This window comes from Paenibacillus sp. JGP012, from assembly GCF_014203995.1.
GTDB lineage: Bacteria > Bacillota > Bacilli > Paenibacillales > Paenibacillaceae > Paenibacillus > Paenibacillus silvae.
In genome coordinates this window covers 53,530-73,529 of sequence record NZ_JACHKG010000026.1, presented here as the reverse complement: position 1 = coordinate 73,529, position 20,000 = coordinate 53,530, and the positions used below count along the sequence as shown (strand labels likewise).

Here is a 20,000-nt window from a genome sequence, read left to right as displayed (position 1 = left end):
CCACACGTACCCATCCCGAACACGACCGTTAAGCCCTCTAGCGCCGATGGTACTTGGACCGCAGGGTCCTGGGAGAGTAGGACGCCGCCAAGCAACTCATAAACACACCTGATGAATGTCAGGTGTGTTTTTTTGTGTACATGTAGCCTGTTCAACGTGTGGAACAGGCTATTTTTTTATTTTTGCTAAAATATAAGAAAAAAAGTGCAATTTAGGGAACCAAGTGACAACTGAGTTAGTCCTATTAAGTGAGGTGAACATTCGTTGGACTATTCGTTTCTGGCAGAGGCCCAGACCATTGACAATGACACACTTGCCAGCATGATGGATGATTTCGGCAATGATGTGTGGAATTACGTATATTTTTTAACTAAAAATGCGGAGCAGGCAGATGATATATCACAGGAAGTGTTTGTTCGGGCATATTCGGGTATCGCCAATTATCGGGGAGATTGCTCGATCAAGACATGGTTGCTGACGATCACTAGAAATACAACGCTTACATATCGCAAATCCCGATTTTTTCGAAGCAGTTTATGGGGAGAGACGTTATCACTGGACTCGGAATCGCCAAGCCCTGGTTTAAGACAGATGATGCCACAAAAACCAGCTTCCCACCCGTCTGCCGAAGTGGAGGTTATGCGTAAAGCGCATATGCATGAAATCTGGAATATCGTACTGGCGCTACCGGAGAAGTTTCGGGAGATTCTTTTACTGCATGTGAGGTATGAACTTACAACCCTGGAGATCGCAGATATGTTAGGCATCAGTCAAGGCACGGTCAAATCGCGGTTATCCAGAGCTAAAAATAAGGTGCGCAAGCAGTGGGAGGAGATGATCGAATGAAACATAAGGATGCGAAGTGGGAAGAGGAAATTCGTAAAGGGCCGTTTGCAGCGTCTCCTTTCACAGAAGAACATAAATATCAGGTGATGCAGCGAGTGGAAAGAATACAATCAGCGATCAGTGAAGAAAAGAAAATAAGCCGATCAGCTTCAGCATGGAGCCGGTTGGGTTTATCCAGAAGATCTGCAGATAGAGTTACCGATAAAACCAACTATGAAACCACCAATAGAGCTATTAAATCAACGATAAATACAACGCAAGATGTATCAAGCCATAAGCGTCTTAGCAAAATCCGTAGAGGTATCCTTGCTGCAAGTATGGGCGTACTGGTGATTGCAGGCGGGATGTTCCTGTGGAACTGGGATAACGGGCAACTGGCTAAACCGTTAATAGAACAGATTCATCCGGTTTCGGCGCTGCTGTTTTCAGATCACTTGAATGTGGATATACTCACCGATAAAATGAAAAAAAATATTGCAGTAACGCTGAGAGATGATCTGGGCAAACAGCTGCGTATTACCAAGGTGCAGGAGCTGCCGGTGTCTGGAAGAATTTACATTGAGGCAGGTCAGGAGAAGGATGCAGATTACGCCCAAATCTGGCTGGATGCCAAGACAGGGAATCTTCGTGAAGTGCAGATGAGGGCCGAGCTGCAGCCGAGTAAGCTGGAGCATCGTTATTCACGTCAAGTTCCATCACTTCTGGAGAGCATCGGCAGCATTCCAACGCTTAAACCTGAGCGGGTTAACAGATGGGTGAATATGAAGCAGGGGGAAGTCGTGCCAACGGTCTATACTGTATTGAAGTTAGGCGATGATGTCAGCTACGGAGAGATTACCTGGAAGCAGGATAAGGCGCTCTCCATTGCGGGAGAGCTAAGATCCGATCAGATATCCCAGACAGCACTTGCGCATGCGAAAAAAGCAATAGAGGTATTCTCAGGTAAGACTGGCTTATATCTGCAACACGCTAGTCGAGATAAAGATGATGAGATTGGAGAAGATTCAACTTTCTTCTCTTTTAATGATAATTATTTTGTGGAAATAACAGAAACATCAACTGGACGGAGATTCATGGTGGCAGATGCTAATGATTATGGACAGCCGGCAATAAACAGCCCAGAAGAGATGGAAGCTTATCAGGAGCGATTACTAAACATGGATGAAAATCTTCTAAGAAAAGAGATTGAGCCGTTTGCGAGTGCTATTTTCAATGTTGACTTGGAAGACTATAAGCTGCACAGAAACGCTGAAGAATTAGGTATAGTTACATTTAAACGTGATGCAGATCAGGATGTTTTTCAGGTTCGTTACAAGGAAGATGGACGTGTTACCATGGTCACTAGAGAAGAGCGTACTTCCAAATAGTGAATATAAATACTAAACTGATATCAGGTGTTTGTGATACAAGCGAGCACTATAGAGAGAGTTTCTGTTTTGATTAGTTTATATCTAAATACAGATAAAGGACGTGGGAGAATGGATAATACTGTACGCGCGAAGAGAAAAGAAGAGATTTTGCAGGCATTTCAATTCCGTCATGCAACGAAGCAATTTGATGCATCGCGTAAAATAACAGAAGAGGACTTTGCGTTTATTCTGGAGACAGGCCGTTTATCGCCAAGTTCCATTGGATTCGAGCCTTGGAAGTTTCTGATCGTGCAAAATCCGGAATTCCGTCAGCGGTTATCCGAGGTATCCTCCGGTGCACAGAAGCAGCTGGCAACAGCCAGCCATTTTATCGTCATTCTGGCCCGGACGGATGCAAGCTACAACTCGCCTTATGCAGAATACATGCTGAAAGAGATCAAGGGCATGCCCGATGATGTATTTGAGCTGACGAGTGCAGCTTACGGCAAGTTCCAGAACAATCAGGGTTTGCTGCAAAATCCAAAAACGTTGCTGGACTGGGCCTCCAAGCAGACATACATTGCGCTGGGCAATATGATGACTGCTGCCGCTCAGATTGGCATTGATTCATGTCCAATTGAGGGCTTCAACTATGCCGAGGTGCATCGTATTCTGGAGGAGGCCGGGCTGCTGGAGAACGGTGCATGGGATGTTTCGGTCATGGCTGCTTTTGGTTATCGTGCGGCGGAGCCCCCTCGCGAGAAATCACGCAAGTCTATTGAGCAGATTACACACTGGATAGAGTAAGTATTACTAAACGCAACCAGCGAAACGAAACGCAGCTCTTGCTCGCATACCATCGTGTATGGAAAACAAGAGCTGTTTGTGCATCACAATTCATGAATTCTAAAAAAGCAGTTGAAAATACATAGATATCTATGTATAATGAAGTCATGTTAAAATACAACGCATTTGCAATGATCGCACGGATCAGAGATCACGTAAACAAACGCATTGTTCATGAACTTGAGCAGCATGAGGTTACGGGAATTGTACCTTCTCATGGAGATGTTCTGATGTTTCTGTACCGGGAAGAGACGTTATCCATCAAAATGCTGGCAGAACGTGTGCAGCGAACGCAGCCCACAGTTACGGTGCTTGTGAACAAGCTGGAGAAGCTGGGGTATGTGGAACGCAGCAAGAGCGCAGATGACAGCAGAGTAACCATGATTCGTCTAACGGAACAGGGGAAGCGGCTGGAGCCGATTTTCCGCGAAGTGTCAGATCAGATCAACCAGATCATCTATGCTGATCTGTCCGAAGAACAATCAGAGCAATTGGAGCAGTTACTGTCCATGATAGTGAGGCGGCTATAACTAAACTTTATAACCGTCTTGCCAGCTCTGTCTTTCTGCTCAGATCATTATAGAAGGGCAGAAGGTATTTTTTTAAACTTATGCATAGATGTCTATGTATAAGCGAACAGCCGCTTAGCCAGATTTTTAGAACACCAAGAATTAATATTGTTAACTAATAAGGAGGAAAACATTTATGAAACATCTCATCGTCTACGCACACCCACACACAGACAGCTTTAACAACGCCATCCTGAATACAGCGGTAACTGCTTTGGAGGCAGAAGGTCATGAGGTTGTTGTACGTGATCTGTATCAGCTGGGATTCCAGCCGGTGCTTACGGAGGCCGATACAGCTTCCATGCGTGAAGGACAGACTCCGCAGGATATCGCAGCAGAACAGCAGTATGTGACAGAGGCGGATGCAATTACGTTCATCTATCCGATCTGGTGGACAGGTCTGCCAGCAATTTTGAAAGGCTATGTTGACCGGGTGTTTGCTTACGGCTTCGCTTACGCATCAGGTCCAGCTGGGATCGAGAAGCTTCTGACGGGCAAAAAAGGTCTAATGATCAGCACACACGGAACACCAAAGGATGTGTATGATCAAATCGGAATGACCAATGCGCTGAAGCTGACTTCGGACACAGGCATCTTTGACTTTGTAGGCATTGAGCCAGTGGATCATCTGCTCTTCGGCGGTATCGGTTATCTGGATGCTGCTGCATACCAGGCGATGCTGGATGAAGTGAAACAGGCGGTAACAACCCGTTTCTAAGATAGTAGCAGCGAAGCTGAAATATCAGGCCGGCTCTTGAGGAGTCGGCTTTGTTTATTTCTGGCGTTTGGCAAAAGGATCAAAAGGGGGTATAATCGAGCCATGGAACCTATACTCATATTCAAAGCATTATCGAACGAGACGCGCAGACAGATTCTGCTGTGGCTGAAAAACCCGGAGCAGCATTTCTCACCGCTTGAGCTGTCCCAGCATCCGGATGGCGGAAAGAGCGGCATATGTGTGGGCACGATACAACTGAAGGCTGGACTGGCTCAGTCTGTGATCTCCAGTTATTTGTTAACGATGCTCAAGGCAGGACTGCTGTTATCGGAACGCAGAGGACAATGGACGTACTATCGCCGTAACGAGGAGACGATTCAGGCGTTTGCGGAGTACGTACGGCACGAGTTATAAGCCGGATGCCGGAACGGAAGTCAGGATGCAATTGCAGCAAGCTAGGAATTCCTTCCGGATGTGAACGGCTATACTTTAAACATTTAACATCATCGTTTTAGCCTGCTTCCATCGCTGTCACGGACGGATGTGGGATGTATGTGCATGAGCTGGAGCAACTTCGTTCGAGCCAAAGTCTATTTTCATCTTTTTACATCTATATATCTGGATATACAAAAATATAATCATAGAGGAGCATTATTATACATGAGTAACGAACAGAACCAACACCAACTTCAGCATAAAGAGCATATCACGGACGTTAAACTATCTGTACTTGATCTGGCACCGGTCGTCGTGGGATCAACCCCTGCGGATGCCCTTCGCAACAGTCTGGAGCTTGCACAGCATGCCGAGCGCTGGGGGTACCATCGTTATTGGGTGGCTGAGCATCACAATATGCCTGGCATCGCGTCATCTGCAACATCCGTGGTGATTGGACATCTGGCAGGTGGAACAAAAACCATTCGTGTAGGGTCCGGGGGCATTATGCTGCCTAACCATGCGCCGCTTGTGATCGCCGAACAGTTCGGTACGCTCGAATCCCTCTATCCAGGCCGCATTGATCTGGGGCTTGGACGTGCACCCGGCAGTGATCGCCGCACATCACTGGCCCTGCGCAAAGACCTGAACAGTGGGGAGGATTTTCCCGAGCTGCTGGCAGAACTGCGAGCATATTTCGATGCTTCGGCAACATCTTATCATGCTCCGGTCCGGGCAGTGCCCGGCGAAGGGCTGAATATTCCGATTTACCTGCTGGGCTCCAGTGATTTCAGCGCTCGTCTCGCAGGACAGCTGGGCTTGCCTTTTGCTTTTGCCAGCCATTTCTCCCCGGATTATACCCGTATCGCTCTGGATACGTATCGCAGCAGCTTCCAGCCGTCCGAGCACCTGAAGGAGCCTTATGTCATCGTAGGTGTAAACGCGGTGGTGGCAGATACGGATGAAGAAGCAGCGTGGCTCGGAACAACGATGCAGCAGCAGTTTCTGAATATCATTCGGGGTACGACAGGGCTTGTACAGCCGCCAGCGGTAATGGATGGCAAGTGGACTGGCCGCGAACAAGCGGCAGTGGCCCAGACACTGAAGGCAGCCGTGAACGGATCGCCTGATAAGGTGCGCGGTCAGCTTGAATCCTTTATTCGCCAGACCCAGGCGGATGAGTTGATTATTACGTCGATGATCTATGATCATCAGGCGCGGCTGCATTCATACGAGTTGATCGCGCAGCTGGCGGGTAACGCATAAGAAATTGCTTGGCAGCCGGTTGCGAACAGCATCCGGCAGCAGACAGACGGTTCGTCTCCGAGAGAGGCGGGCCGTTTTTATATACAGGAAAATTTTTCAAGAGATAATAGTGAGGCAGGGTGGTCGTTTTGGGGTAAAATGACGGTACTTGCCGAATATGAAACGCCGGGGACGGGTGAGACGTATAAGTTATGTGTGTTATACATAATTTGGCTGGCAACAGGTGCTTGTAGGATCTATACTACTCGTCAGCAGGAAGATTCTGTATTAATATATTGAGAAGCAGCAAATGAAGAAAGTTACATATGAGAGAGGACGACAAGCCTATGGAGCAACCTGAGCAGCAACCGCGTGTTTGGCCAGACCGGTTCAAACGATTTTTTCTTAACAATAAATTTGTGCTGTTTCTGTTAATTTTGCTGCTGGTTGGACTGAACGTTATGGTTCTGACCAAAGTATCCTTTGTGTTTCACCCGCTGGTGGTGCTGATCAAAACGATTGTGCTTCCAATTATCTTGTCGGGCATACTCTATTACCTGTTGAATCCACTTGTTGATGTGATGGAAAAATGGAAAATCAAGCGGGGCTGGGGTATTCTGATACTCTATCTCGCGATTGGCGGAGTTCTGACCGTTGTGGTGCTGGCCGTTATACCGGTCATTCGCAATCAGATTATGGGGCTGATCGCCAATTTCCCCGCCTACAGTGAAACGGTAAGAAATCAATTTGAGCAACTGACAGGCAGTCAGCTGTTCAGCCAGGTACAGGATACCCTCAACATGAACTGGCAGGATTGGTGGGGTACGATTTCCGAGAAAGCAACCGCGATTCTCAATTCGACCTGGACGAAGCTTGGCGGGTTTCTGGGTGCATTTACCGAGACGGTATTATCCATTGTAACGGTGCCGTTTATCCTGTTCTATCTGCTCAAAGACGGCAAAAAGCTGCCGAGCAAAATTTTATCTTTTCTGCCGATCAAAAGCCGTACCGGTGCAATGCATGTGCTTCATGATATCAACCATCAGATCAGTTCGTTCATTCGTGGACAGATTATCGTCAGCTTCTGTATCGGGGGGCTGCTCTACATCGGATATATGATTATCGGTCTGGACTACGCTTTGATTCTTGCGATTATTGCATCCTTTACCAGCGTTGTTCCTTATCTGGGGCCTGCGATTGCCATTACACCTGCGCTCATCGTTGCGATCGTCACTTCGCCAGTGATGCTGCTGAAAATGATTGCCGTATGGACGATTGTGCAGCTGATTGAAGGCAAGCTCATCTCGCCTCAGATTATGGGTAAAACACTCCGAATTCACCCGATCACCATCATCTTTGTCATTCTGACTTCAGGTAATTTGTTCGGGGTTGTGGGCGTGCTGCTGGCTGTGCCGGGGTATGCGGTGCTTAAAGTGGTCGTATCCCACATTTTCAATCTGTTTAAGGACAAATCGGGTCTGTATGATCCAAACAACAATACGTTGCTGTAGGGAGTGAGGCTCTGCTTCAAAATCGTTGATATTCTGTTTAAAACGGTTCCCTTACAACCAAAGAACCCCCATCCATCGGCGTGCCGAGAGACGGGGGTTCTTTGGTATGAACAGGCTGGCAGCGGCCTAGCCGTGTTTGATATGCTGGAGCGTTTGCAGGAAAATCTGCTCAATGTGAGCATCATCCAGAGAGTAGTACACCGTCTTGCCTTCCTTGCGCCGCTTCACAATCCGCATATTGCGGAGAGACCGCAGCTGATGGGAGATGGCTGACTGACCCATATCAAGCAGCACGGTCAGATCGTGTACACATAATTCCTTCTGTAACAGCGCATCAATAATACGAAGACGTGTCGGGTCACTAAACGCTTTGAACCAATCGGCCATCTCGGAAGAGGTCTCCCGATCTATAAGAGAGGTGCGAATGGTTTGCACATCGGCTTCTGTGCCTGAGCAGGCCTCATCGCATTCATGTGGAGCTTTAACCGGTTGTTCCATTCTTATCACCGCCTATGTTTAACAACTGATAGCTCTATTATATCCAAAAAACGCCTAAAGCGAAATGATTACTATTAGCATATTCTGTATCCAAAATCAATAACTCGTGTTGACACTCCCGTTTGAACGTGCATATAATAAGTTAAATGAACATATGAATGATTGATCATATATTATAAAATATAAAATTATATTAAAAAAGATGAACTATTTTTACACAAAAACCGAGAAGACAGAAAAAAACTGAAAAGCGGAGTGCTTGCCTGAAAGCTTTCTGAAAAGTAAGCTACATCGGAATCATACGCTTATCACCAAATTTCCCTCTGAAGATGAAAGGGATCAAAGAAATTTGGGGATAACCGCTACTCTCCAGGTAATTCTGTCATCGTAGTGCTCGTGTAATACCTTTAGTTCAACTTTTGACGGACTGCAAAGGGGAGAAATCACATGGGAACCGGACAGGAACAGGTGAAAAGGGAACTGCTGCTGGATGGACTGGATTGTGCTAACTGTGCACTCAAGATCGAAAATGGCGTGAGTAAAATCAAGGGCATTAGCGAATGCTCGGTTAATTTTGTCACCAAGACGTTATCGATGTACACGACTTCCGATAGGGATGAGCAGGTGGTGGAGGAAGCCAAACGCAAGGTGCTTCGACTGGAGCCGCATATCCGTATCTCGGAAAAAGGCCAGGGCTACTCTGGTCAAAGCGGCTTGGGACGCGCTTCCACCGTTAATAGTGAAGAACAGCAGGGGAGAGAGCAGCCTCATTCTGGAATCCACCAGCATCATGGACATCAGCATACCGCTGGACATGCGCACGACCATGGCAGCCATGCGCATGCACATGATCATGGAACAGGGTTACATGATCATCAGCATCAGACCCATGCTCATTCCCATGCACATGATCACACACATCACAGCCATGCGCATCACCACAGTCACGCACTTAGCGATGCAGAGAGCGGTGATGCTCACTTAGGTCATTCACATGAGCATGGAGCGGGGCAGATCAAAACGCTGCTAACTCGTCTGGCGACTGGTTCAGTGCTGCTTGCTGCAGCGATATGGTCACCGCTGGATGGCTGGGCGCAGCTTGCCCTGTTCGTATTAGCTTACATTATCGCTGGTGGAGATATCGTGCTTCAGGCCTTCAAAAACATCATCCGTGGTCAGGTATTCGATGAATATTTCCTGATGACTGTGGCGACGCTGGGGGCGTTTGCGATTGGTGAGTACCCGGAAGGTGTTGCAGTTATGCTGTTTTATCAGCTCGGTGAGCTGTTTCAGGGGATGGCGGTTAATCGCTCACGCAAGTCAATCCAGTCTCTGATGGATATTCGCCCGGACTATGCCAACGTGCTTACCGGCGCGGGGGAAGAGATACGGCGTGTCTCTCCAGAAGAAGTGCGCATTGGTGACCATATCGTGGTGAAGGCCGGGGAACGCGTGCCTCTGGATGGTCTCGTCAAAGCAGGTCAATCCATGGTGGATACATCCGCACTGACAGGTGAATCCGTTCCACGGGAGCTGAAGCCGGGTAGTGATGCACTCAGCGGTTTTGTGAACAAAAACGGCATGTTAACGATCGAGGTCACCAAAACCTTCGGTGAATCTACCGTATCCAAAATTCTCGACATGGTGCAGAACGCCAGCAGCCGCAAAGCGAAAACGGAACATTTTATTAGCAAGTTTGCCCGGTATTATACACCTGTTGTAGTCATTCTCGCGGCCCTCATCGCTTTGGTTCCCCCGCTGCTGCTGAGCGGTGCAACGTTTGCAGACTGGATCTATCGTGCGCTTGTGTTTCTTGTAATCTCCTGCCCTTGTGCGCTGGTTGTATCCATTCCGCTGGGCTTCTTCGGTGGTATTGGTGCCGCTTCGCGAAACGGTATTCTGGTCAAAGGCAGTAATTACCTGGAAGCTTTGAATGACGTTAAAGTGGTGGTGTTCGACAAAACGGGTACCCTAACCAAAGGTGTTTTCAAGGTCACAGCGGTGGTTCCTGAAGGTGCGCGTTCGGAAGAAGAATTAATGAGGCTGGCCGCGATTGCCGAAGCTAACTCGAATCATCCGATCGCAGAGTCTATTCGTGCAGCATGGGGGAAAGACATTCCCTTGCAAGGCGTGGATGGCTACGATGAAGTAGCCGGACATGGAATCAAAGTTCATGTGAACGGACAGGAAGTGCTCGCAGGCAACGCGAAGCTGATGCAGCAGGCAGGAATTGCCTTTACGAAGCCGCAAACTGCGGGAACAATCGTGCATGTTGCTGAAGCCGGGCAGTACGTCGGTCATATCATCATTGCAGATGAAGTGAAGCAGGATGCAGCAGCGGCCATTCAGGCGCTCAAGCAGCTGGGCATTCGCAAAACAGTGATGCTGACGGGAGATGCGAGAGCGGTCGGGGAAGCGGTTGGTCATCAGCTTGGTGTGGATGAGGTTCATGCCGAATTGCTGCCGCAGGATAAAGTTGAACGGCTGGAGCAGCTGGAAGCAGATAAATTGCCTAAGGAAAAAATGGTCTTTGTCGGTGACGGCATTAACGACACACCTGTATTGGCTCGTGCCGATGTCGGTGTCGCCATGGGCGGGCTTGGTTCGGATGCGGCAATTGAAGCGGCTGATGTGGTCATTATGACAGATGAACCGTCCAGGCTTGCCAGTGCGATTCGCATTGCGAAGCGTACACGCCGCATTGTTTGGCAGAACATCGGATTTGCGCTCGGGGTTAAGGCGATCTTCCTGCTGCTCGGTGTATTCGGGATCGCAACGATGTGGGAAGCGGTATTCTCCGATGTTGGTGTTACGGTGCTGGCTGTGCTCAATGCAATGCGGGTTCTTCGGATCAAGGACGTTTAAAATATGTGAAACGTACAGCACGGCTCTGCGTATATACGTAGAGCTGTTTTAATTTTTAATGGCTGGTGAATAATATTGGTTGAACGTTAAAGAGAAGGGGCGAGCATGTTGGCAGGAGCATGGTTGGGCATGATATGCGGAGTATGTTATTTCATTTTGGGATTGATGGTGTATAAGAAGCCGCCAAAACAAATTAACGGAATATATGGATATCGGACACCACGGGCGATGAGTCACCCTGCTTTATGGGAAGAGGCACAGCGGTATGGCTCGGCTCTGATGATGCAGTTTGGTTTTATCATTACCGCTTTTGGTGTTATTGGTTTCTGGCTTACCGATGTGCGCGCACTGGTGCTGAGTTTGATTGCAATCGTCTTTTATACGATCAGACTGTTCACCCGGGTGGAAGGACGCTTGAAGCAAATGCAGCGGGAGATGGACAAACAGGACAAGCAGGGCAGCGAGAGCGAAGGGGTTTAGAAGTTCAAGAAATTCATAATCTTATATTCGAACGTAGAGATAAAGAGATCCGCTCAGGCGGGTCTTTTTCTATTTTAGAAATTTTATAAGAAACAACAGATGAAGAAATACTATTGGAGAAAATGTTACGTTGACGTTAACGTCAATATTATATATAATTATGTACATAACATTAATGACATATGAAAAGAGTTGAGGCGCATGAGCATGTACAAAATTGATGATGTCGCCAAAGCCTGCGGACTGACCAAACGTACCATTCGATATTATGAAGAGATTGGTGTCATGCCTTCACCTCAGCGGACAGATGGAGGTACGCGGCTGTATACCCGGGAGGACATCGACTATTTGAAAAAAGTGGTTCGTGCCAAAGAGGTGCTGGGCTTCTCGCTTCAGGAGCTTCATGCTTATGTAGCCACTGCCGATGCGCTGAATGAGCAGCGCTTTGACTACCAGCAGACAACCGAGGTAAAGGAGCGGATCGAAAAGCTCACTCGAATGGAGGCGACTCTGGACGGCCAGCTGCAGCTGCTGGAGCAGAAGCTTCAGAGCATTCATGCCGTACAGCACGAACTGCAGGAGCTGCGTGAGCGCGTTAGAACGGGCATTCAGACGCTGCAGAGCCATACTCGCCAGAATGGTGAGCAAGAAGCTGGCAATGACCCGGGTGGGTCGTAATATATTGAATGCATCAGAAGGGGAATATGGACTGCATTTATAACTTTGAACATCCTTTGCTGGACCTGCTGGTTATGAGCCTGGAAGCAGAGTAGGGATAGGTAAGTTGAGGCACACACCGGATAGACGGTGTTATTGTGTCGTTTTTGTATCTTTTTTATTGAAAATGGGGAAGGATAATTTCGAAATTTTCAGTTGTTTTCATACTTGCAGAATGAGTGTTCAAACAAAATATGTAACCTTGGAGGAATCAATTTATGAAAAGAGAACCATCACTGCCTGACGAACTGCCGTCATCACGTGGAGGTCTGCTATCCCAGCCCCGTGCGGTCTGGGCTGTAGCCTTCGCCTGTATCATCTCGTTTATGGGACTCGGACTGGTAGACCCGATCCTGCCAGCCATTGCAGATCAGCTGCATGCTTCCAAAAGTCAGGTGTCCCTGCTGTTTACCAGCTACAACGCGGTAACCGGGATTGCGATGCTGATCACGGGTGTGGTATCCAGCCGAATCGGTGTGAAATGGACACTGCTTAGCGGCATATTGCTGATCATTGTGTTTTCATTCCTTGGCGGAACGTCTGACACCGTCGGAGCGCTGGTCGGTTATCGCGGGGGCTGGGGACTCGGGAATGCCTTGTTCATTGCCACCGCGCTATCAGCCATTGTTGGCTTGTCCACATCCGGGACGGCCAAGGCTATTATTTTATACGAAGCAGCACTCGGTCTGGGAATTGCCGTCGGTCCACTGCTTGGCGGTGAGCTGGGCTCAATCTCCTGGCGTGGCCCGTTCTACGGGGTAGCGGTATTGATGGCAATTGCGTTTATCAGCATTCTGTTTATGCTGCCCAAAATGGCTAAACCCAAAACGCGCAGCACATTATCCGATCCGTTCAAAGCGCTCGGTTACCCTTCACTGAAAACGTTGGCGATTACCGCCTTTTTATATAACTTTGGTTTCTTTACCTTGATGGCTTATTCGCCTTATGTCATGAAACTCGACGAGCATGGTCTCGGCTATGTCTTCTTCGGATGGGGTTTGATGCTGGCCATTACGTCTGTTTTTGTGGCACCGAAGCTGCAGCGCCGATTTGGTTCAGTACCCTCCATGAGTGTGATGCTGACCTTATTTGCTATTGACCTGCTGGTGATGGCTGTGGGGACAGTGATGGGATCATCGGTTACCGTTATCGTTGCGGTTATTGTGGCTGGTATTTTCCTCGGCATTAACAATACCCTGATTACAACAGCAGTGATGGAGGCTGCTCCAGTGGAGCGTTCCGTGGCATCTGCGGCATACAGCTTTGTACGTTTTATGGGTGGGGCGCTGGCGCCATGGCTTGCGGGGAAACTGTCTGAATGGTTTTTGCCGGAAACACCGTTTTATTTCGGTGCGCTGATGGTGCTGATTGGCGTTGCTGTATTGCTGATGCGTCGTCGTCACCTGCGGGAAATAGATGCTTCAATCACAGCGCATTGATAAAGGCTTCGATCACAGCTCATTGATAAAATGCTTCAATTACAACTCAATTGAAAAATGCGTCTATGACCACTCATTGATAAATTCGCATGTGTTTCATAGACCGTCGCGCAGCTGATCGGAGTTCATGTGCAGACGGCACAGATTTTGCAGATACATTATGGAAACAGAACTTTACGGGGAAGAAGCTAACAAAAAATAACGTGCTTATAAACAGACTGGAGGAAGTAAGATGCTGAAACGGTTATTGGTGGCTGTAGATGGTTCGGATCATGCGAATAAAGCTTTGGAGCAGGCACTCATGCTGGCGGAACAAATGAAACATCCGGTTAGTTTGACAATTGTGCATGTGAATCCATCCATCTCGATTAACGAGCCTGCCCTCGGGGTGGATCTGGAGGAACGTATCGCCGAAGAGGGCAAACATATTATAGAACCTGTGAAGAAACGTTTGGCTGACCGCGGAGTGCCTTATGAGACGCTGCTTGTGGCAGGCGATCCTGTAACCGAAATCTGCCGGGCTGCACGTGAACAGGCCTGTGAATGGATTGTGATGGGTACGGGTGGTAAAAGTGTGCTTGCAGAGATTGTGGTCGGCAGTGTGAGTCATGGCGTGCTGAAGCATGCGGGATGTCCTGTCCTGACTGTAAAATAAACGGCAGCTTATGGTGTGTAAACAGGGAGAAGCTGGTGAGCCTGTGAGGTGCAGGTTAGAGAGTGAATTGAGTGCTTACGTAATTACGTAGGCACTCAAGCGCGTATGTTTGCAGTTGCATTTTCATGGGTATTTGTGAGGGTAAGAGGGTAAAAGGTAAATTCGGAAGTGTGTGAGAAAAAGTGGCGTGGTATGCGTTTATATGTACGTTTGTGGGTCAGTGAGGAGTAAGTGTTTGGGGTAATTAGAGGAATTATGAAGTGTGCAGATGAGTGAGTGCATTTGTGGAAAAGGGAGTACACGTGTCTATAAACAGTAATTTTCTCAGTAAGTAAGAAGTAAGAAGTAAGAAGTAAGTAAGTAAGTAAGTAAGTAAGTAAGTAAGTAAGTAAGTAAGTAAGTAAGTAAGTAAGTAAGACCGTGCGTGCTAAGTTAGCTGATGTGGTGAAGTTAGCGAGTGTGCATGTGAGAAAGTACTCAGGGGCTGTAAGTAGAACCCGCCGAATTCTAACGATCTCAGGAGACCCTATTTCCCCGATAAATGGCACTTTGAAATTCTAACGATTCGTAGTGACGTTATTTAGCCTTTTTCGCCTCGAAAGTAGCCAATTATCGTGTTTTGGCACGAAATAAGGCTGCTGGGATTCGTTAGAATTTGGATGGCCCGATATCAGGCTGAATAAGGCTTCTGTGAATCGTTAGCGTGGAAATGTGCTTGAGTTAAGCATCCAATCGCGTGTCCCCACGGTCTGAGCTTCCGAGCTGCCCATGACGAGTGCGCTGTGTTCTATCACTCTCTTCATTCGCCGCACCTGACATCTCGGCATACAAGTGCACCCGGAATCCGGTTCTCAAGGGTGCATCACGGAGCAGGATGTGAATGTTCTTTCGGTTCGCGAACTGGGTGGATGGGTCCGAAATGGTGTATAACTAGAGTAGGCGTTACGAAGGGATCACAGGAATAGGAATGGAGGATGCAGCTTATGAAAAAACAACATCTGTTTATCGGCGGAAAGCACACCGAATCAACACAATATACAACACTACAGGCTCCGTATTCCGGTGAGACACTGGCAGAGGTGGCTTCTGCCTCGGCAGAGGAGACCGAGGCTGCTATTGCGGCGGCTGTACAGGCTCGCCGCACGATGCGTCAGATGCCTGCGCATCAACGTGCGGAGCTGCTGTACAAGCTGTCCGCTATGCTGGAGGAGCGCAAAGAAGAGGCCGCTCGCATCGTAGCGCTGGAGGCGGCCAAGCCGATTACTGCGGCAAGAGCCGAGATGGACCGCACGATAGAGACATACCGTTTTGCCGCCGAAGAAGCGAAACGGCTTACTGGTGAGACGGTCCCGATGGATGCAGCCAAAGGCGGCGAGGGCCGAATCGGTTATACCATGCGTCAGCCGCTTGGAGTCATCGGTGCGATTACACCTTTTAATTTTCCGATGAACCTGGTAGCACACAAGGTTGGACCCGCGCTGGCTGCCGGGAATACGATTGTACTGAAGCCTGCGGAGCAGACACCGCTGTCTGCGTACTATATTGCAAGCCTGCTTCACGAGGCCGGGCTGCCGGATGGAGCACTGAATGTGGTGAGCGGTGATGGCCAAACGATTGGTGATGTGCTCGTCGAACATCCCGATGTGGCATATATAACGTTTACTGGCAGCCCAGCAGTAGGTAAAAGTATCCGCGGCAAGGCAGGACTGAAGCGTGTAACGCTGGAGCTGGGCTCCAATGCGGCGGTTATTATCGACAAGGACGCCGATTTGCACAAGGTGATACCGCGTTGTGTCACAGGGGCTTTTACGTATCAAGGTCAAGTATGCATATCGCTGCAGCGTATTTACGTGCATCAGGATATTGCCGAGCCATTCATAGAGCGTTTTGCCGAAGCGGCCAAACAGGTGGTTATCGGTGATCCGCTGCATGAGGATACCGCTGTCTCTGCTCTCATTACGTCCAAGGATGTGCGGCGTACTCTGGAGTGGATCGAAGAGGCGAAGCAGGCAGGTGCAGTGCTTGCGGCAGGCGGTGTAGCTGAAGGAGGCGTTTTGCGTCCAACCGTGCTGGTGAACGTTCCGCGTGATGCCAAGGTATCCTGTCAGGAGGTTTTTGCGCCAATTGTGATCATTAATCCGATCGCTTCGGTGGACGAGGGCATACAGCATGTCAATGACTCCATGTACGGGCTTCAGGCAGGCTTGTTCACCAATGACATTCAAACGGCGCTTCGGGCCGTGGATGAGATTGAAGCAGGCGGTGTCATGATTAATGATATTCCCACATTCCGTGTGGATCATATGCCTTATGGCGGGGTGAAGCAAAGCGGCATCGGGCGTGAAGGTGTGAAGTATGCAGCGGAAGAGATGACCGAGCTGAAGTTTGTCATGTTTAACAAAAATTAAGCGATTGTTTCGCTTGGAAGATAACCTTTAACTGCAATAGAAACGCAATCCTGCATCTGTCTTATGGGTGCAGGATTTTTTGTCACCAATCCATGATTCCCTGATCCTGGAATTAGATAACGGGAAGAGAAAGGATTACAAAGCTGTCTGCAAAAATACATCATATTGTTCAGTGACTGCGGGTTCACATCGATGGAGAAGGGTATTAATTAGATAACATCTGCTGCAAGTATCTGTTTTCCCCCGTTAATTTGCATAGATTTGGATACTCACGAGCATGACCTGAGGAGTCCGTTCTTTAGGTGAGGATCAAAAACAAATACAACTTTAGATGCCAAGTATGCGGTCAAGCTGAACGAAGTTTTAGATTAAATGAGGAATTATAGATATTAGATATAAAATGAGAATTTATAGATATTAGATGTGAAATGAGAATTTTACAGATAACGGATGTACAATGTGTTCATTTAAGCCTTATCAGGTTGATGCAACGGCAAAAGGTGGTAGAGGAGCATACAGAGCACACATTAGAGGCAGGAGGTGATATTATGGCGTATTCGATGACCGATGTATCCGGCATGTCCGGTGTGAGCTTGAACGAGTTAAGTCATTATGCGGAGCTGGGGCTGCTGTCCCCTGCTTTTCGCGGACTGGATGAGGATATGTATTATGAAAAAAGGGAGCTGCTGAAGCTTCAGCAAATTATGTTCTGCAAGGAAGCAGGGGTGCCGGAGAAAGAGATGGGCCCTATGCTCAAGGAGGACTCTGTGGAAATCGTGCGTGTGATGCAGCAGCATCGCATGCAGCTGCTGGAGGAGGCTCTGCGCCTGCATGGCCTGATTCAGACGCTGGACAAAACGGTCTCGTATCTGCAAGGAGAGCGAGAGATCGAAGCGCATGAGCTGTATAATGGCTTCGTACAACACACAAGTTATCCTTTGCTGCCCGAGGCTGGTCAGACGGAGCATTCTCTTGAACCAGTGCCGGCCAATGATCTGCCCATCGAGGGGATGGAGCTGAAATCCAAAGAGGATTTCCTGAACTCCCAGGCCCAGATCGACCAGATCCATCTCGATCTGAAGCAGGCAATGGAGCTTGATCTCGCTCCCGGCAGCCCTGAGGTGCAGCAGATTATTGGAAGACATCTCGAATGGATCAAAGGATATTACACCCCTACACCTGAGATTTATCGGGATCTGGCTGATCTGTATGTGGAGCATCAGGATTTCCGCAGCATGTATGACAGTTATCATCCCAGACTGGCTGAATATCTGCGAGAGGGAATGATTATTAAAGCGGCACAGGATCTGTCTTGAAGGCGCACATGATCTCTTCGAGGTGCATAAATTAAGATGGGCGGGCAAGAACATCGGTATGAACATAGCAACAAAAAGCGCAGACCTGTTAAAGAGGCTGCGCTTTTTGCTTATTACATATAAAGATCACCACGTTGTGGTGAGCGGACGCGAGCACGAGTCCTTCATATGGAATACATCATAATGAACGATCGATGAATCGAACGGTTTACAGCTGCTCCACGAGCAGGCTGACCGCTTTTTCCAGGAAGATACGGTCTTCATCGTCAAAACGGCTTTTGATCGGGCTGTCGATATCGAGCACCCCGTATAATTGTCCGTCTTTGATCATCGGAACAACGATCTCACTATTGGATGCAGCATCACAAGCAATATGGCCTGGAAAAGCATGCACATCATCCACAACAAGTGTACGTCTCTCCGCAGCAGATGTGCCGCATACTCCGCGTCCAAGCGGAATACGGATGCAGGCAGGCAATCCCTGGAACGGTCCGAGGACCAATTCTTTTCCATCATACAGATAGAATCCGACCCAGTTGGTGTCGGTTAGAAATACATTGAGCAGCGCAGCAGCGTTAGCCAGATTGGCAATCGCACTAGGTTCATCGCGGATCAGAGCACTTAACTGTCCCAGGACGGCGGTGTGCTGCTCGCTTCGTGTTCCTTCATAGGAAACAGCTTGAAACATGGTGAATCACCCTCCCGAGCAAAAATGGTACTTATTTTCAAGATAGTGCAGTGGATGCGGTTAGTCAAGCGGAATGATTTTGGAAAGAGATGACAGGAGGAGACAATATCCGATGTATACTCCTGTTTCTCACCTTCTTTCGCGGGGTAATTACTTAGCAACCAAGAAGGGCTACAACCCGGGAAGGAGCTTAGCTTATGCATGCAGAAGTACAGAACCTGTTTGTACGAATTCATCTTCTATATTTGGCCCAACGTGAGGATTTGACTGTAAGCGATGCGCTGCCCATGTTAGAAGAACGCGGATACCGCGTTGGCGAGCGTGAGATCAAGCAGGAGCTTGAACATCTGACACAGGAGAATTTCCTGACTGCCCACGGAGATCAGTGGAGCCTGACTGGGACAGGCATCGAGGAGTATAAAGAAATCCTTGCTGTGCTTGGACGAGTTAGCGAGGAACTGCTTGTGGACAGCAAGAAGGTCTCTCCAGCGTAAATGCCACACCAGATTAACGTACATCAAAACCGGGAGCCGATGCGCCCGGTTTTTTGATATGATTGGATATGGCGACATATGTAAGAGTGAACAGTTGCCAATTGGTGCAGGTTATGGTTAGATGGCTAATGAATCTTATGGTCTGCAAGAGAAGAGAAGGATCGGATCGGAGTGTCAGGTGATGTATAGATGTAAAGGAAGAATTCCCGAGCTTGAGACAGCACGGCTGCGTTTGCGCAAAATGCGCCGCAGAGATGCCGCCCAGATGTTCGTGCACTGGTCTGACCGGGAAGTAACGCGGTATATGAATCTCGCGCCAATGATCGGCACAAGCGAGGCTGCTGATATGATTGCCCTGCTCAACCATATGGCAGGGGAAGAAGATGCCCTGCGGTGGGGCATCGAACTGAAGGATACGGGCAAACTGATTGGAAGCTGCGGGTTCAATACCTGGCAGCTTGAGGGGGCATTCCGTGGTGAGATCGGATATGAGCTGGGACGCGATTACTGGCGGTATGGCTATATGTCCGAGGCGTTCACGGCGCTGCTGCCCTTCGGTTATGAGACGATGGGGCTGAACCGGATCGAAGCTCTCGTGGACCCGCGCAATGCAGCTTCAGGTTCGTTCCTGACAAGTCAGGGATTCACCCGCGAGGGTTTGCTGCGACAGGTACAGCATACGTCTACAGGATACAAGGACATGGTAATGTACTCCCTGTTATATGATGAGTTTCTTCGTAATAAAAAAAGGTAGTAAGTGATATATAATTTATTTTGAGATTACACAGTAACGAAGAAACAGAACAAAGCTGGAGAAGTGGAACGTTCACCTTTATTACCGGATTTCTCCTTACAAATAGAGATGAAAAAATCTGGGGATAACTGTGATAGAAAGCTTGTTCTGTGTTCGGAGTAGAAAGT

20 protein-coding genes and 1 rRNA gene are annotated in these 20,000 nt (G+C 48.4%); 18 read left to right on the top strand and 3 right to left on the bottom strand.

Annotation, left to right across the window (positions count from 1 at the left end):
* The 9 genes from rrf to HNR77_RS23530 form a co-directional block, all read left to right on the top strand.
* Positions 1 to 93, top strand: a 5S ribosomal RNA gene (gene rrf / locus HNR77_RS23570); the annotation flags it as partial.
* A 171-nt stretch (positions 94 to 264) separates the two neighbouring features.
* Entirely contained in the window at positions 265 to 846 is a 582-nt protein-coding gene (locus HNR77_RS23565; protein ID WP_184189770.1) for an RNA polymerase sigma factor, read from the top strand.
* Positions 843 to 2,213: a hypothetical protein gene (locus HNR77_RS23560; RefSeq protein WP_184189768.1), complete on the top strand. Its 1,371-nt coding sequence runs from the start codon at positions 843 to 845 to the stop codon at positions 2,211 to 2,213. The genes HNR77_RS23565 and HNR77_RS23560 overlap by 4 nt, the downstream gene beginning before the upstream one ends.
* A gap of 111 nt (positions 2,214 to 2,324) precedes the next feature.
* Positions 2,325 to 3,002, top strand: coding sequence for an NAD(P)H-dependent oxidoreductase (locus HNR77_RS23555; RefSeq protein ID WP_184189766.1), 678 nt, complete (start codon positions 2,325 to 2,327; stop codon positions 3,000 to 3,002).
* A 131-nt stretch (positions 3,003 to 3,133) separates the two neighbouring features.
* Positions 3,134 to 3,571 (top strand): MarR family winged helix-turn-helix transcriptional regulator, encoded by a 438-nt coding sequence (locus tag HNR77_RS23550; protein WP_311768667.1) that lies wholly within the window; start codon positions 3,134 to 3,136, stop codon positions 3,569 to 3,571.
* Between the two features lie 175 nt (positions 3,572 to 3,746).
* Positions 3,747 to 4,328 carry an NAD(P)H-dependent oxidoreductase gene (locus tag HNR77_RS23545; RefSeq protein ID WP_184189764.1) on the top strand — a complete coding sequence of 194 codons (582 nt, stop codon included), beginning with the start codon at positions 3,747 to 3,749 and terminating at the stop codon, positions 4,326 to 4,328.
* Between the two features lie 102 nt (positions 4,329 to 4,430).
* Positions 4,431 to 4,742 (top strand): ArsR/SmtB family transcription factor, encoded by a 312-nt coding sequence (locus HNR77_RS23540; protein WP_110899609.1) that lies wholly within the window; start codon positions 4,431 to 4,433, stop codon positions 4,740 to 4,742.
* Between the two features lie 246 nt (positions 4,743 to 4,988).
* On the top strand, positions 4,989 to 6,029 hold the full coding sequence (locus HNR77_RS23535) for an LLM class flavin-dependent oxidoreductase (RefSeq protein ID WP_184189762.1): 1,041 nt from the start codon (positions 4,989 to 4,991) through the stop codon (positions 6,027 to 6,029).
* Positions 6,030 to 6,355: 326 nt separating this feature from the next.
* Positions 6,356 to 7,519: an AI-2E family transporter gene (locus tag HNR77_RS23530; RefSeq protein ID WP_184189760.1), complete on the top strand. Its 1,164-nt coding sequence runs from the start codon at positions 6,356 to 6,358 to the stop codon at positions 7,517 to 7,519.
* Between the two features lie 126 nt (positions 7,520 to 7,645).
* Here HNR77_RS23530 and HNR77_RS23525 read toward each other — a convergent pair whose 3' ends face one another.
* Positions 7,646 to 8,017, bottom strand: a complete 372-nt coding sequence (locus HNR77_RS23525) for an ArsR/SmtB family transcription factor (protein WP_111272642.1) — start codon at positions 8,015 to 8,017, stop codon at positions 7,646 to 7,648.
* A 447-nt stretch (positions 8,018 to 8,464) separates the two neighbouring features.
* Here HNR77_RS23525 and HNR77_RS23520 point away from each other — a divergent pair, with 447 nt between their 5' ends.
* The 5 genes from HNR77_RS23520 (at position 8,465) to HNR77_RS23500 (ending at position 14,173) form a co-directional block, all read left to right on the top strand.
* Positions 8,465 to 10,882 (top strand): heavy metal translocating P-type ATPase, encoded by a 2,418-nt coding sequence (locus tag HNR77_RS23520; RefSeq protein WP_184189758.1) that lies wholly within the window; start codon positions 8,465 to 8,467, stop codon positions 10,880 to 10,882.
* 108 nt (positions 10,883 to 10,990) lie between these two features.
* Complete coding sequence (locus HNR77_RS23515; RefSeq protein WP_184189757.1) at positions 10,991 to 11,362, top strand: SdpI family protein; 372 nt, start codon at positions 10,991 to 10,993, stop codon at positions 11,360 to 11,362.
* Positions 11,363 to 11,563: 201 nt separating this feature from the next.
* Positions 11,564 to 12,040, top strand: coding sequence for a helix-turn-helix domain-containing protein (locus HNR77_RS23510; protein WP_184189755.1), 477 nt, complete (start codon positions 11,564 to 11,566; stop codon positions 12,038 to 12,040).
* Positions 12,041 to 12,297: 257 nt separating this feature from the next.
* The gene (locus HNR77_RS23505) at positions 12,298 to 13,518 is read left to right on the top strand and encodes an MFS transporter (protein WP_184189753.1); all 1,221 of its coding nucleotides are present in this window, start codon (positions 12,298 to 12,300) and stop codon (positions 13,516 to 13,518) included.
* 232 nt (positions 13,519 to 13,750) lie between these two features.
* Positions 13,751 to 14,173 (top strand): universal stress protein, encoded by a 423-nt coding sequence (locus HNR77_RS23500; protein WP_184189751.1) that lies wholly within the window; start codon positions 13,751 to 13,753, stop codon positions 14,171 to 14,173.
* A gap of 720 nt (positions 14,174 to 14,893) precedes the next feature.
* On the opposite strand, the gene HNR77_RS30435 is transcribed toward HNR77_RS23500, so the two are convergent.
* Positions 14,894 to 15,028 (bottom strand): hypothetical protein, encoded by a 135-nt coding sequence (locus HNR77_RS30435; RefSeq protein ID WP_260410825.1) that lies wholly within the window; start codon positions 15,026 to 15,028, stop codon positions 14,894 to 14,896.
* Between the two features lie 128 nt (positions 15,029 to 15,156).
* On the opposite strand from HNR77_RS30435, the gene HNR77_RS23495 reads away from it, so the two are divergent.
* Positions 15,157 to 16,581, top strand: a complete 1,425-nt coding sequence (locus HNR77_RS23495; RefSeq protein ID WP_184189749.1) for an aldehyde dehydrogenase family protein — start codon at positions 15,157 to 15,159, stop codon at positions 16,579 to 16,581.
* Positions 16,582 to 17,129: 548 nt separating this feature from the next.
* On the top strand, positions 17,130 to 17,897 hold the full coding sequence (locus HNR77_RS23490; protein ID WP_184189747.1) for a MerR family transcriptional regulator: 768 nt from the start codon (positions 17,130 to 17,132) through the stop codon (positions 17,895 to 17,897).
* A 208-nt stretch (positions 17,898 to 18,105) separates the two neighbouring features.
* Here the strand turns inward: HNR77_RS23490 and HNR77_RS23485 are convergent, their stop codons facing one another.
* Positions 18,106 to 18,585 (bottom strand): GAF domain-containing protein, encoded by a 480-nt coding sequence (locus HNR77_RS23485; RefSeq protein WP_184189745.1) that lies wholly within the window; start codon positions 18,583 to 18,585, stop codon positions 18,106 to 18,108.
* 197 nt (positions 18,586 to 18,782) lie between these two features.
* On the opposite strand from HNR77_RS23485, the gene HNR77_RS23480 reads away from it, so the two are divergent.
* On the top strand, positions 18,783 to 19,079 hold the full coding sequence (locus HNR77_RS23480) for a hypothetical protein (protein ID WP_184189743.1): 297 nt from the start codon (positions 18,783 to 18,785) through the stop codon (positions 19,077 to 19,079).
* Positions 19,080 to 19,260: 181 nt separating this feature from the next.
* Positions 19,261 to 19,833: a GNAT family N-acetyltransferase gene (locus HNR77_RS23475; RefSeq protein WP_184189776.1), complete on the top strand. Its 573-nt coding sequence runs from the start codon at positions 19,261 to 19,263 to the stop codon at positions 19,831 to 19,833.
* Positions 19,834 to 20,000 lie beyond the last annotated feature (167 nt).